The following is a 12,698-nucleotide window of genomic DNA, read 5'->3' as shown; positions in this document are numbered from 1 at the left end:
TCAGCGAAGAGGTATGTAATTAAAAATGAGCATAGTTAAAGTACGAAATATATTTCTAATCGGACCGATGGGTGCAGGAAAAAGTACCATTGGCCGTACTTTGGCAAAAGAGCTCAAACTTGAGTTCTTTGATTCAGACGAAGTAATAGAAGAACGTGCTGGTGCCGATATTTCCTGGATTTATGATATGGAGGGGGAAGAGGGACTTCGCCGACGCGAACAGAAAGTCATTGATGAATTAACCCAGAAAACCAACATTGTGCTGGCGACCGGGGGAGGGGTGGTCATGCTTCCCGAGAATCGAAATGCGCTGGCTGGGCGTGGTACCGTCATTTATTTAAAAACATCATTGCAACAGCAATTTGAACGCACCAAACGCGATACCAAACGCCCTTTATTACAAACTGACGATTTGGAAGGGCGTCTGGAAATGTTGCGTGATGAACGCGAACCTTTCTATGAAGAGCTCGCGGATGTCAGTTTTGAAACAGACAAACTCACTGTCAAGGCTGTCGCCAATAACATTATAAAATACATCTATGGCGAAGTTTAATGCGAGTGGGGTCTTGCAGGTGGAGCTGCCTGCAAAAACCTACCCCATCATCATTGGTCATGATGTGTTGTCCCAGGCAGACTTATTACCCCGGTATGTCCCATCCAGGCAGGTCATGATCATTAGCAACGAGACGATTGCACCGTTATACCTGGATAAGGTGCGTTCTCTGTTTACTGACAGACAATGCGATCATTTAATTTTACCGGATGGCGAGCGCTATAAAGCGCAGGCCAGTCTTGCCCGAATTTATGATGAATTGATTCAAAAACAGCATCACCGCGACACGACACTCATTGCCTTGGGAGGCGGGGTGATTGGCGACATGACTGGGTTTGCTGCATCGACTTATCATCGCGGGACGCATTTTATTCAGATTCCAACCACCCTGCTGGCTCAGGTTGATGCGTCGATTGGCGGTAAAACAGCGATAAATCACCCGGCGGGGAAAAACCTGATTGGCAGCTTTTATCAGCCGGATGCCGTCATTATCGATCTTGATACTTTAAAAACGCTGCCGCTACGTGAATTTCGCGCAGGGCTTGCTGAAATCATCAAGTATGCGTTGCTTGAAGGCGGCGATTTTTTTGAGCGCGTATATCAGGCCTTAACACAGGGTTTAGCCAATAACGACTCGCCTGATTTAGCCTGGATAATCCGCGAATGTTGCCGTATCAAGGCGGCGATTGTCACGGAGGACGAGCGCGAAACCGGCAAACGGGCGCTGCTTAATTTGGGACACACGTTTGCACACGCATTGGAAACCTGCAGCCAATACCAACGCTGGCTGCATGGCGAAGCAGTAGCCATCGGCATTTATTGCGCCGCCCAGCTTTCCTGCCGACTGGGTTTCCTTGGGGAGGAGCAGGTGATTCTGATTGATGAGTTGTTAACGCTTGCGAAATTACCGACACGCATACCGGGGGATATTCCTTTGGAGGAGTTGCGTGCCATAATGTCGCAGGATAAAAAAATTAAAAATAATAAGTTGCGCTTCATCCTGCTTAAAGGCATCGGTGACTGTTACATTGACGATGAGGTAACAGAAACGGCTTTACGAGAGGTTTTGAAGTGTGCTGTCGAAGGAGAAGTTATCCATGTCAAACAAGGGTGAAAGCAGCAGGCCGTCAGCTGAGACGCCATTTAAGCCGGCATCCTGGCTTGCCAAAATTGATTTTATTAACCATCTGGTTTTGTTTAATAACGTCCTGATGGCTGTTCTTGCCGAGCAGGGGGGGGGTAAAAGTACCTTTATTCAATTGCTGAAGGCCAATCTGGATCCGGGAATTAAATTTCATAGCATGACTGCTGCCGCGCCATTTTCAGCCGATGATTTTTTAGCGCAGATGGTCGAGGCGTTTCATCTTCGCGAGGATATCCAGCCGACTTTGACCAGTGTGGTGGAACAAATCAATGAAAGGAAAGCGCACGTTTTAATGATCATTGACGATGCGCATCATGTCCCTGATGAATTTCTTAAGCAAGTTCTGGATAGCATTAAGACCCAGGAAGGGGCTGCCTTCTTCCATTTGTGTATCGTTTGCGATTATTCTTTAATTGGCAGTTTAAATCGCCTGGACAAGGATGACTATAAAAACCTGATTCACACCATTACCCCAGGCTCGCTCAGTGAAAGTGAAACCAAAACGTACCTTTTAAGTTATCTGCCCTCACCGAAGCGACTTGAGAAAACCATGTCCTCTGATCGGTTAAAGCAGTTTTATCAGCTCACTGGCGGCGAAATTGCGCGCATTAACCTTGAAATGCATAATTTCTTCAGTGCCGAGGCATTAAAAGACACTCACAAGCCAAAATCCCTAGCCAGACGCCTGACATTAACGGCAAGCCTGGTGATTGTTGGCCTCGCGTGTAATTACATCTGGCAGAACCAGGACGCATTAAAGCGGACCCTGTCATTCTCCTTCCCGGAAAAACCCCTGGCCTCCACGCAGACTATAAAGCAACAGCCGGTGGTCTCAAGCCTGTTACCCATCGAAAGGCCATTGGTCAGCGACATTCTGCCGTTTAATGTCGCCGTCACTAAGCAGGAACTGCAACCGCCGCCTTTAAAGCGTCTCTATGAGATTTCCAATGGCGACGAAGAGACCAATGACAACCTGGTGGTGATGGATAAAGTGCTGGTTATTCCCAAGTCTCTGGCGCGAAACACAGAGCCAGGTCAACGTCAGCCAGCCCCTGCTGCAAGGCAGAAGGAGACAACAACACCCATGACGACTGCGCCAGTGCTGGCTAAAGCCGCGTCGTCATTGCCTGGAATAAAGGAGCAGGCTAAGGCTGTGGCGACGGCAGCGAATGACGGACAATTCACCATCCAGTTACTGGCTGGTCGAAGCCCTGAGGATTTAAAACGCTTTGTGCATGCCCATGGCATCCATGACGCCGTCAAAGTCCGAAAAGTCAGCCGTAACGGCCGCGTATGGTATGTGTTGACCCTGGGAGAGTACGGGCAGATTGAACAGGCAAAAGCGGCAATGAATCATCTACCGCCTGCAGTCATTCCCTTTAAACCCTGGATTCGTTCAGTGTCCGGTTTACCCGTTGTAGGGTAATGGGGTTTCAACAGGATCAGATGGCCAAAGCATCCGCTGCTGTCTGATCCAAATCCAGTAGCCCGTTAATGCCATGCCAGTGTAAACAATCATTAACAGCACATGAAAGGGCAGTTGCTTAAGCCAATAAAGGTAGGCATACACCGAGTCCGTTACTAACCAGAGCAGCCAGCTCTCCAGAACTTTATGACACATCAACACCTGGGCGATTAAACTTAAGGCGGTGGTCAATGCATCCAGATCAGCAACGGTGGTGGATGTAAAGCGCTTGAGGCCGATGACAATCAAAAGATACAGACTGGCGAACACCAGGCCAACCATTAGCCATTGAATGCATGACAGGGAGCGGATCTCCCGGCTGTTTGCTGCGGAGGTTTTTTGCCATTTCAGCCAACCGTAAGCCGTGCTTACCAAATAAAACACTTCCAGCAGGGTGTCGGCATAAATGCCTTTGTGCCAGTAGAGCCAGCCGTTGATGAGGTTCGCTGTCAAGCCAAGAATCCAGGCAATGCGGCTTAAACGAATAAGGTAATAGGTGCACAACAACGAGGCTAACGTGCCTGATAAATCCAGTAACATAAACAATCCCTACGCCGGCATGATCCGTACAGGTTCAATGGGTATGATCTCAGCCTTTGCATGTTGCAAAGACACCCCTGTTTTTAAAAAATAAAAGTGTAACCGATAAGCTGTGCTATGGGAAATTAATTCAATTTCTGCTAGGCTATAAAAGTCAGTGTCAAGGAGAGAATCATGTATAAAAGGGTTTTATTCGCCACAGATTTCGATGAAGTAGGTATAAAAGCTGCACATAAAGCAAAAAAAATTGCCGATGAGAATGGCGCCGATTTACTCTTGGTGCATGTTGTCGAGCCCATCCCTGCCTACGCTTACCCTGGATTTGCCGGATTTGCCGAAGTGGAAGTCTCCATTCGCGAGCAGGCCGAAAAAGAACTGGCAGCCTTGGCCAAGAAACTGAGCGTCGATGATGCGCATTGCATGATTGAATTTGGTTCCACCAAGAATGAAATTCTCCGCATCGCCAAGGAGAAGAAAATCGATTTAATCGTCACCGGAAGTCATGGAAAGCATGGATTAGCCCTGCTGTTGGGTTCTACGGCCAATGCCATCCTGCATGGCGCTGAATGTGATGTGCTGATCGTCAGACCACATGTTAGCGACAAATAAGTCTCTGCAAGGCAATTAACAGTCCTGAACGCGGCGAATCATGCAACCCGTTGGTGTTTGAAACGCTGCTTTCAATGAAGCACTTACCCATCAAAAATCCAAATCCATTAAAACCGTCCTTTTTTAACATCTTTTTTCAGTATCGAGGTATTTCCTCAAGTAAGCAGAAACATTTTGACGCTAAAAATGTATAATTTTCGTACTAATGCTATAGTTATACCATTAGTATTCATTAGGACTTATCATGCCGCGCGATCGCAAAATTACTCGTATGGATGCTGAAAGTGCTGCCCGCAAGGACATATGGGATTCTTCCACCGAACGCCGCGAGCTTCGAGAAAAATTTCTGCCTGAAAGCTACGGAGCAAACCGGGGTGATAATCTGAGGTATGATGCCGAAGTGCATGAGAAAGCACAAAACCTGATTAATCAGGTGGATTCACTGGATAAACGATTAAGAGAAAGCGGCATTTTTAATTACCATGCTGATCTTAAAAGTGAGTGGCTGCGTTGTTCTACCCATGATCTTGAGGGCTGCAAAAAATTTGAAAAAATTTTAGCCCATTATGAGATTTCCAACGAGATGCTTTTCAAATCAGCGACACAGCCGTTTACAGAAGAAGATGTGAAAACGGCAGAGCAGGTCGTTCAACGCTTTCATAAAGACAGCCCTTATTACAAGGATTTGTTGCATATTGCCAGCCAAAATCCTAATGAATTAATGAGCCGCCTGGGTTATAGTGATCAGGCCATGCAGATTTTTAAAAGCAGTTTCGGCAACACGACGACATCGACGAACCAACAAACCACCGTCAATGCCTATCAGCCGCCGCCCTATGGCTTTGATGGACAGCCCGCCGTGTTTGGCGAAATGGCAGATAGCAATCCGCTCGATAACCATCTGTCAGGGGTTGATTGCGGGTATCTCTCAGGCGGCGAATGCGTGTCCGAGGACAGTGAGCCTGATTATTCAAACCAAGTCCAGAAGCGGACCTAGAGAATCGTACAGATAATTGGCACAGGGTGACGTGGCAAAGAATTGGTCACTGTAAATATCCTGGCGGATATCTAATTCCCTCGCGGAGTTTCTGTATTGACCAAAGGTGTGGTCTTTACCGGTTTCATGTTGGAGTTCTTTGGCTATCCGGCTACGGGAAGACGAGGCGAATCGGTGGATTTCTTCAAAGGAGCAATTATCCTTGATCATGCCGAGAATTTTTTCCTCCACCTCTTTTGAATAGTTTTCCCAACGAGTTTGATCGGTACCCGCAAAAGCATTTAAACGGGAGGCTTCGCTGCGCGGCTGGGTGGCTTTGGGTGTGAACATGGATTCTGCTCTGGTAAGCTCATTTATAGGTATTTTAGATTAAAAATTGGCAATAGTGAACTTATGGTAAGCAATATGCTCATTGATTTAATTTCTGTTGGCAAAACCGTGCTGCGATCGCAGCTATTTCTCAATCCTGGCTAAACTGGGTATAATCACGCTTTTATCCTGGTTAAATAAGCAAGCATGAGGCTGTTGCGCGGAATATCATTCAATTCATTCGTACAGGGCTCGGTGGTGACCATCGGGAATTTTGATGGCGTTCATCTGGGGCACCGTGCCTTGCTGACTCAATTGCGTCGGCAGGCGGAACAACGGAATTTACCGAGCGTTGTTATTTTGTTTGAGCCTCAACCCGGCGAATACCTCCATCCCGAGACAGCGCCTGCCCGATTATCCACTTTGCGCGAGAAATTAGCGTTGGTGAAGGAATTGGGCATTGATTATGTTTATTGTTTGCGCTTTAATCAGTCTTTAGCCACCCTGGCGGCTGATGAGTTTGCGCAGACCTATTTTTTTAAACGGCTGAGCATGCGGTTTCTGCTGGTGGGCGGCGATTTCCGTTTTGGTTATAAGCGTCAGGGGGATATTCATCTGCTCAGGCAGATGGCTAAAACCAGGAATTGCACAGTGGAAACCGTTGAGGATTACACGGTCAGGGGTGTACGCGTGAGCTCCACCCGGATTCGCCAGCTATTGGCGGAGGCCAGTCTTGATGAGGCCTCGCTGCTGCTTGGCCGCACTTACAGCCTGTGCGGGCGGGTTAGCCGCGGTGAAGGCAGGGGGCGGCAATGGGGTATCCCGACAGCCAATCTAAGCGGTCGGCGCGCCAATTTGCCTTTGCAAGGGGTGTTTTGTGTGAAGGTAAGGCGGCAGAATGGCCAGGTGATCGAGGGGGTGGCCAACCTCGGAAGACGGCCCACGGTTGACGGCAGCCACGTGGTGTTGGAAGTCCATTTGTTTGATTTTGATGGCAATTTGTACGGTGAGTTTTTGCAGGTTTTTTTCCTGCACAAATTGCGGGATGAAAAAAAATTTTCATCCATTGATGAGTTAATTGCACAGATACAGGACGATATTGTTGCGGCAAAAGCAGCCTTTCGGCAATCCGCATCCAGGTTAACCTATTAGTTGAGTAAGCTTAAGATGGCAGAATACAAAGAAACGTTAAATTTACCCGATACGGCTTTTCCCATGAAAGCCAATCTCGCCCAACGCGAACCTCAGCGGCTTGACGATTGGCAGACAGGGCAAACCTATGAAAAAATCAGAAAAGCGCGTGCGGGTGCTGAAAAATTTATTCTGCATGACGGCCCCCCTTACGCTAATGGCCATCTGCATTGCGGCCATGCCTTAAATAAAATCCTGAAAGACATCATTGTGAAATCCAAAACCTTAAGCGGCTATGATGCCCCTTTTGTTCCCGGTTGGGATTGCCATGGTTTGCCCATTGAGTTAAATGTCGAGAAAAAAGCAGGAAAAGCCGGCGTCAAAATCAGCGCACGGGACTTTCGCCAAAAATGCCGCGAGTACGCCGCCAGTCAAATTGCTATTCAGCGCGAAGAGTTTAAACGTCTGGGCGTGTTCGGCGATTGGGAGCACCCCTATGCCACGTTTGACTTCAGTTACGAAGCCAACATTATCCGGGCGCTCGGGAAAATAATTGCCAACGGTCATTTGCAGCAGGGCTTTAAGCCTGTTCACTGGTGCATCGATTGCGGTTCCGCGCTGGCGGAAGCCGAGGTCGACTATGAAGACAAGGTATCGCCTTCCATTGACGTGGCCTTTGTTGCTCGCGATCCCGCGGCTGTTTTAGCTGCTCTTTCTGCGAATCTCGCGGTCAAACCCGTGATTGTTCCCATCTGGACGACTACGCCCTGGACCCTGCCTGCGAATGAAGCCGTGTGCCTCAACCCCGAGATTCAGTACGAACTGGTCGAAGCGGACGACCGTTACTTCCTTGTTGCGGCGGATCTGGTTGGCACGGTGATGGCGCGTTATGGCTTTGCAGCGTTTGTACGTCATACTCAACTCGCCGGCAAACACTTGCTTCACACGGCGTTGCAGCATCCGTTCAATGAACGCACTGTGCCGATTGTCCTGGGTGAGCATGTCACTACCGACTCGGGAACGGGTTGCGTGCATACCGCGCCCGCTCATGGACCGGATGATTACCAGGTCGGCCAGCAGTACAACCTGCCATTGATTAATCCGGTCATGGCGAATGGCTGCTACAGCAGTGACGTGCCGCTTTTTGCCGGTTTGCCTGTTTTGAAAGCCAATGACAAGGTCATTGAGGTTCTAAAGGAACGCGGCGTCCTGCTTCATTGTGAAAAACTGACCCACAGTTATCCCCATTGCTGGCGTCATAAAACCCCCATGATTTTTCTGGCTACCCCGCAATGGTTCATCTCCATGGATAAAAATGGCTTGCGCGAAAAGATAAAAGCCACCATTGATGGTGTCAACTGGGTCCCTGAATGGGGTAAAGCCCGCATTGGCAACATGGTTGAAACCCGTCCGGACTGGTGTATTTCAAGGCAAAGGGCTTGGGGAACACCCATGCCCCTGTTTGTGCATAAAGCCACCCGCGAGTTACACCCCGATACCGTGAGGCTGATTGAAGCGGTTGCGCAACTGGTTGAGAAGAAAGGCATTGATGCCTGGTTTGAATTAGACAGTGAAACGTTATTGGGCAAGGACGCAGAGCACTATGAGAAAATAACCGACACGCTCGATGTCTGGTTTGATTCCGGGGTGTCGCACTATGCCGTATTGAAGCAGAATGAAACCCTCAACTACCCTGCGGATGTGTATTTTGAAGGATCGGATCAGCATCGCGGCTGGTTTAATTCATCCTTAACCACGGCCGTTGCCATCGATGGTCATGCCCCCTATAAGACCGTGCTGACACATGGTTATACTGTGGATGCCGAGGGTCGTAAGCTGTCGAAATCCAAAGGTAATTACATAGCCCTGGATAAACTCGTGGCTCAGCATGGCGCTGATATTCTGCGTTTGTGGGTAGCGTCCACGGATTACAAACACGAAGTCAGTATTTCGGATGAAATCATCAAGCGCAATGCTGATGCCTACCGCCGCATTCGCAACACCGCCCGGTTCTTATTGGCAAATCTGTTTGATTTTGAACTAAACACCCATGGCGTGGCCGTCGAGGAGATGGTGGAACTGGATCGTTGGGCGATAAAACGCTGCCAGCAATTGCAGGACGAGATTTTAGCAGCCTATGAGAATTACCAATTCCATGTCATTTATCAAAAAGTCCACAATTTCTGTGCAGTGGATCTGGGCAGTTTTTACCTGGATGTGATTAAAGACAGGCAATACACTACCCCCAAAAACAGCATTGCCCGGCGCTCCTGTCAAACGGCCATGTACCATATTATTCAAGCCTTGACACGCTGGCTTGCTCCTATCTTATCGTTTACCGCAGAAGAAATCTGGCAGGAAATTCCCAGCCAGTCGGATGAATCGGTATTCCTGACCACCTGGTATCAGGATTGGCCGAAGATAGACGGCGTGGATATGATGTTCTGGCAACAATTGCAACTTGTTCGTGATGAAGTCAATAAAGCCCTGGAAATCAAGCGTCAGCAGGGGGCCATTGGTTCAGGTCTGGCGGCCGAAGTGGTGTTATATGCCAACCCGGACTTGTTCGTTCGTCTGCAAGCCGTTGAGAATGAGTTACGCTTTCTGCTGATCACCTCCAGTGCGGTCTTGCGGCCGTTTGATCAGGCGCCGGCGGAAGCCATGCGCAATGAGGAGCTGGGCATTGCAGTAGAGGTCAAAGCCATCTCCTATGAAAAATGCGAACGCTGCTGGCACAGGCGGCAGGACGTAGGGAGGGATTTAACCCATACTCAACTCTGCTTGCGCTGCGTGGATAACATTTCCGGTCATGATGAAACGAGGTTGTTTGCATGAAAAAATGGACCTGGTTTTTGTTAAGTCTCGTGGTTTTGGGGCTGGATCAGCTCACTAAATACGTGGCGGCAATCTGGCTTAATCTTTACCAGCCGAAGCCGATTATGCCCATGGTGAATTTAACGTTGGCCTACAACACCGGGGCTGCGTTCAGCTTTTTAAGCGGCGTCGGCGGGTGGAACCGCTGGTTTTTTGCAGGTTTCAGCATTGCCATGAGCATTGTCCTGATTGTCTGGCTCATCCGTTTACCGAAACAGGCTGTGCTGCAATCCTTAGCCGTGAGTCTCATACTGGGCGGCGCGGTAGGCAACTTGTACGATCGGGCTTTTTTGGGACATGTCATTGATTTTATTGATGTGTATTACAAAAATCACCATTGGCCAGTATTTAATTTGGCCGACAGTGCCATTTGTCTGGGGGCGGTTTTACTGCTGATTGATTTATGCAAAAACCCCGGTCGATAAGGCACTCAGTTGCTTGCTCTCCGGATTTAAAATGCTGACAGCGGCAACGGCGGGTAAATTCAAATAATGTTCTGCTTCATCCCATTCAATTTCAGCGGGAAATAAGCGAAGCGTCGGTAGGTTTTTATTGAGCAGGGCACAGAAAGACAGGGTCGCTGGATAGGGTCTTGCCTGATGGTAACCCAGGGCGATGACCTGCATCGCTTCAGAAATGGTGGCAATCCCCGGTAAATAATTGACAGAATAAATGGCGGCAGTTTGAGCGATGGCTGGTAAAAAACCGGGGCTTGAAATAAAGTGAACGCCAGCCTGATAACAATCTTCCAGTTGCTGAGTGCTGATGACATTACCGGCACCTATCCTTAAACCGGGAAAATCCTCAAGAATCCTCTTGAATAGATTCTGATCGCAGGTATTGATTTCAACAATGGAAAATCCAGCATGGGCAATTTGTTTTAAACGGTCAAATAACAGGGCGTCAACATCCAGTGTCACAATGATTGATTGATTACCAAAGAACTTTTCTGTCACGATCATTCCCGCCTACGGCCTGCAATAATTCATTTATGTTAGAAGAGTTGCGGCCGCTTAGCAAGGGGAATATGACGACAGGATCACATTTTAAGCGTGGTAGAAAAAGGTGTCGGGGTTTCCGATTTATTAGCCTGTGAGGTCGGGGTAGGCGGCATCACGTTGGGTTTTTCCGGATCAGCACCGAAGTAGGGCATGCAACGAATCAACGTATCCATGGGTATTTTCGGGATAGGGGTGATTCCGTTGCGTATTGGATCAAGGATTTCTTTTTTCAACATCTCCTTGACTTTTTCACTCATGGGCTTGCCCTTCGCCTTGTGCATGTCTTCCATTTCTTTTTCCAATTGAGCTGCTGCCCCTTTCGGATCTGGCGGCAACCGCTGAATAATCTCATACAGCATTTTGTACACCTGCGTGGTATGCGGGGTTTGAGGTGCCGGTTTGCCGACTGAGTTCACCGGGTTGCTCGACGGTGTCGGTGTCGGAATGGTTGGACGAATCAGTGACTCCGGGGTCATGGCAGGATCAAGCTTTTGCATCTCAGCCACGACCTCGGAGCGAGCAGCCTGAATCTGGGTCAGCTGGTTGCGAAGCGTCATGATGTCATTGTGCAGGGATTTGGACTTGTCCTGCGCTTGTTGTAGCCGCTCGTTTTCCAGACCGTGGTTGTGCTTTATCAGCAGTTTTAAGTTGCTGATTTCAGGGCGGGCACGTTCAAAATCTTTCTGGGCTTGCAGGAGATCATGCTCTTCCATGGTGCTTAAATCCTGCTTGGCGCCGATTAGATAGTATTTGTCATCCCGCTTGACTACTTTTTTGTCCAGAGGAAGCACAAACGCAGCCTCATCAAAGGATTTGGCAACCTGACCATCGTCTTTGTAGAGTACTTTTTCACCTTTAAGCACACCCACCATGTCCTTTAATCCGGCGATTTGCAAGTGCAGGCCGTTGTGTTCAAGCAGTATCTTGCGTGCTTCGTCATCCTTACCGCTTTCAATCAACTGCTGCATATCATCGAGTTGTGATTCCAGCTTGTCGCTCAATTCGTTGATTTTGCCTTCAATTTGGGGAATGCGTGCGGTGGCACTTACGATTTTTTGTTGTTTTAAGGCATGAATGCGCTCAGAAAGTTCAGCAATTCTGTCTTTGAGATTGCCGCTATCCAGTCCTTGTGGCGGGGCATTGGGATCGACTAAAGCACTTTCCAGCGCTTCTGGCGTTTGGGTTTGAAGTTGTGCTTCCAGAGCGGCCTTCTGAGTCTCGAGGCTTGCGATTTGTTCGTCGATGCTCAATTCTGGCAATTGGAACTGAATCTCCAATTCACCAAGGTGCCGGTCAAAGGTTTCATAGCGCAAGGCCATTTCTTCGGGATTAATGGCTTGCAATTCCCGCTGCACACTAGCCAGTTCCAGTTCTTTTTGACTTAAGCGGGATTCAATTGCGGCGGCGGTATTATTAAATGAACTCAGCGATTGATTGAGGGCGGCTGTTCGCTGTTCACGAGCCCTCTGTTGATCCTGGCTGATAGTAGCTTCGCCTTGCTGGACACGTGCTTCGGCTTGTTGGGTGTTTGCTTCAACCACATGGCGGGCATGGGCTTCACGGTAGAGTAAACCAAGCAGTAAAAACGCCAGCAAGCGGTGTTGTCTGATTTCGTGGGTTTGGTATTCCTGACGTTTAAATTCTTCAAGAGCGGCCACCTGAGCCAATTCTTCTCCAATCATTACCTTGACACTGTCGCCTGCGGGTGATTTCAGGAAAGCGATGACATCTTTGGCTGTTTTGATGCCGTAACGTCCCACAAACTGGGTGGCAAAATAGGGGTCGCGCTGCAATTCCTGCAATGGCAAATTGGGGGTGAGGCCATTGTTAGCATTTTTTGCCATTTCGTCACGCTCAATGGCAGCAAACCAGCTTTCCAATTGCGAAGAGGTCAGATTAACTTCCTGACCATCATTGCCTTTCAGAAGAAGGACCAGCGGCTTCTCCATCGGTTGTGCCAACAGGTCAGCAGCGTCGTGCACATCGGTATCAGAATGAGGACTTAAGTGGGGAGGCAATTGGGCCGAATCAGTCATATCAAAACTCTGTCAGCAGCATAATAATTAATTATATAC

Annotated in this window: 12 protein-coding genes and 1 riboswitch; of the genes, 8 read left to right on the top strand and 4 right to left on the bottom strand. The window is 48.6% G+C overall.

The annotated features are described in order from the left end of the window. The first annotated feature begins 25 nt into the window (after positions 1 to 25). From aroK to GH742_RS10565, 3 genes are read left to right on the top strand one after another with little or no spacing between them, the layout of a single operon-like run. A complete protein-coding gene (gene aroK / locus GH742_RS10575) occupies positions 26 to 553 on the top strand; it encodes a shikimate kinase AroK (RefSeq protein ID WP_058527208.1) in 528 nt (175 codons plus the stop codon). Next, the gene (gene aroB, locus GH742_RS10570; RefSeq protein ID WP_203454932.1) at positions 540 to 1,667 is read left to right on the top strand and encodes a 3-dehydroquinate synthase; all 1,128 of its coding nucleotides are present in this window, start codon (positions 540 to 542) and stop codon (positions 1,665 to 1,667) included. The genes aroK and aroB overlap by 14 nt, the downstream gene beginning before the upstream one ends. Continuing rightward, a complete protein-coding gene (locus GH742_RS10565) occupies positions 1,651 to 3,123 on the top strand; it encodes an AAA family ATPase (protein WP_203454931.1) in 1,473 nt (490 codons plus the stop codon). The genes aroB and GH742_RS10565 overlap by 17 nt, the downstream gene beginning before the upstream one ends. On the opposite strand, the gene pnuC is transcribed toward GH742_RS10565, so the two are convergent. Beyond that, positions 3,106 to 3,702, bottom strand: coding sequence for a nicotinamide riboside transporter PnuC (pnuC, locus tag GH742_RS10560; RefSeq protein ID WP_203454930.1), 597 nt, complete (start codon positions 3,700 to 3,702; stop codon positions 3,106 to 3,108). The two genes, GH742_RS10565 and pnuC, sit on opposite strands and share 18 nt — an antisense overlap. Continuing rightward, positions 3,690 to 3,791, bottom strand: a riboswitch (TPP riboswitch). (Overlaps the previous gene by 13 nt.) Positions 3,792 to 3,876: 85 nt before the next feature. Between pnuC and GH742_RS10555 the strand changes: the two genes are divergently transcribed. Further along, a complete protein-coding gene (locus GH742_RS10555; protein WP_203454929.1) occupies positions 3,877 to 4,311 on the top strand; it encodes a universal stress protein in 435 nt (144 codons plus the stop codon). Between the two features lie 244 nt (positions 4,312 to 4,555). After that, positions 4,556 to 5,308 (top strand): hypothetical protein, encoded by a 753-nt coding sequence (locus GH742_RS10550; RefSeq protein ID WP_203454928.1) that lies wholly within the window; start codon positions 4,556 to 4,558, stop codon positions 5,306 to 5,308. On the opposite strand, the gene GH742_RS10545 is transcribed toward GH742_RS10550, so the two are convergent. Beyond that, positions 5,282 to 5,638 (bottom strand): hypothetical protein, encoded by a 357-nt coding sequence (locus GH742_RS10545; RefSeq protein WP_203454927.1) that lies wholly within the window; start codon positions 5,636 to 5,638, stop codon positions 5,282 to 5,284. The genes GH742_RS10550 and GH742_RS10545 overlap by 27 nt on opposite strands. A gap of 186 nt (positions 5,639 to 5,824) precedes the next feature. On the opposite strand from GH742_RS10545, the gene ribF reads away from it, so the two are divergent. The 3 genes from ribF to lspA are packed head-to-tail and all read left to right on the top strand — an operon-like array spanning position 5,825 to position 10,047. Then, positions 5,825 to 6,769 (top strand): bifunctional riboflavin kinase/FAD synthetase, encoded by a 945-nt coding sequence (gene ribF / locus GH742_RS10540; protein WP_203454926.1) that lies wholly within the window; start codon positions 5,825 to 5,827, stop codon positions 6,767 to 6,769. Positions 6,770 to 6,784: 15 nt separating this feature from the next. After that, on the top strand, positions 6,785 to 9,583 hold the full coding sequence (gene ileS, locus GH742_RS10535; RefSeq protein ID WP_203454925.1) for an isoleucine--tRNA ligase: 2,799 nt from the start codon (positions 6,785 to 6,787) through the stop codon (positions 9,581 to 9,583). Beyond that, positions 9,580 to 10,047, top strand: coding sequence for a signal peptidase II (gene lspA / locus GH742_RS10530; protein WP_203454924.1), 468 nt, complete (start codon positions 9,580 to 9,582; stop codon positions 10,045 to 10,047). Before ileS ends, lspA begins: the two co-directional genes overlap by 4 nt. Here lspA and GH742_RS10525 read toward each other — a convergent pair. Next, positions 10,024 to 10,581: a multidrug DMT transporter permease gene (locus GH742_RS10525; protein ID WP_203456917.1), complete on the bottom strand. Its 558-nt coding sequence runs from the start codon at positions 10,579 to 10,581 to the stop codon at positions 10,024 to 10,026. The two genes, lspA and GH742_RS10525, sit on opposite strands and share 24 nt — an antisense overlap. A gap of 80 nt (positions 10,582 to 10,661) precedes the next feature. Continuing rightward, positions 10,662 to 12,659, bottom strand: coding sequence for a hypothetical protein (locus GH742_RS10520; protein ID WP_203454923.1), 1,998 nt, complete (start codon positions 12,657 to 12,659; stop codon positions 10,662 to 10,664). Positions 12,660 to 12,698 lie beyond the last annotated feature (39 nt).

Source organism: Legionella sp. MW5194 (genome assembly GCF_016864235.1).
Classification (GTDB): Bacteria; Pseudomonadota; Gammaproteobacteria; order Legionellales; family Legionellaceae; genus Legionella_C.
Note: the sequence above shows the minus strand (reverse complement) of the source record. Positions and strands in the feature narration are given on the sequence as shown.

Excerpts from the sequence above, each read along its gene's own strand:
- GH742_RS10550 (WP_203454928.1), top strand. The coding sequence starts at position 4,556 with ATGCCGCGCGATCGCAAAATTACTCGTATGGATGCTGAAAGTGCTGCC.
- ribF (WP_203454926.1), top strand. The coding sequence starts at position 5,825 with ATGAGGCTGTTGCGCGGAATATCATTCAATTCATTCGTACAGGGCTCG.
- GH742_RS10555 (WP_203454929.1), top strand. The coding sequence starts at position 3,877 with ATGTATAAAAGGGTTTTATTCGCCACAGATTTCGATGAAGTAGGTATA.
- lspA (WP_203454924.1), top strand. The coding sequence starts at position 9,580 with ATGAAAAAATGGACCTGGTTTTTGTTAAGTCTCGTGGTTTTGGGGCTG.
- aroB (WP_203454932.1), top strand. The coding sequence starts at position 540 with ATGGCGAAGTTTAATGCGAGTGGGGTCTTGCAGGTGGAGCTGCCTGCA.
- GH742_RS10565 (WP_203454931.1), top strand. The coding sequence starts at position 1,651 with ATGTCAAACAAGGGTGAAAGCAGCAGGCCGTCAGCTGAGACGCCATTT.
- GH742_RS10520 (WP_203454923.1), bottom strand. The coding sequence starts at position 12,659 with ATGACTGATTCGGCCCAATTGCCTCCCCACTTAAGTCCTCATTCTGAT.
- aroK (WP_058527208.1), top strand. The coding sequence starts at position 26 with ATGAGCATAGTTAAAGTACGAAATATATTTCTAATCGGACCGATGGGT.
- GH742_RS10545 (WP_203454927.1), bottom strand. The coding sequence starts at position 5,638 with ATGTTCACACCCAAAGCCACCCAGCCGCGCAGCGAAGCCTCCCGTTTA.
- ileS (WP_203454925.1), top strand. The coding sequence starts at position 6,785 with ATGGCAGAATACAAAGAAACGTTAAATTTACCCGATACGGCTTTTCCC.
- pnuC (WP_203454930.1), bottom strand. The coding sequence starts at position 3,702 with ATGTTACTGGATTTATCAGGCACGTTAGCCTCGTTGTTGTGCACCTAT.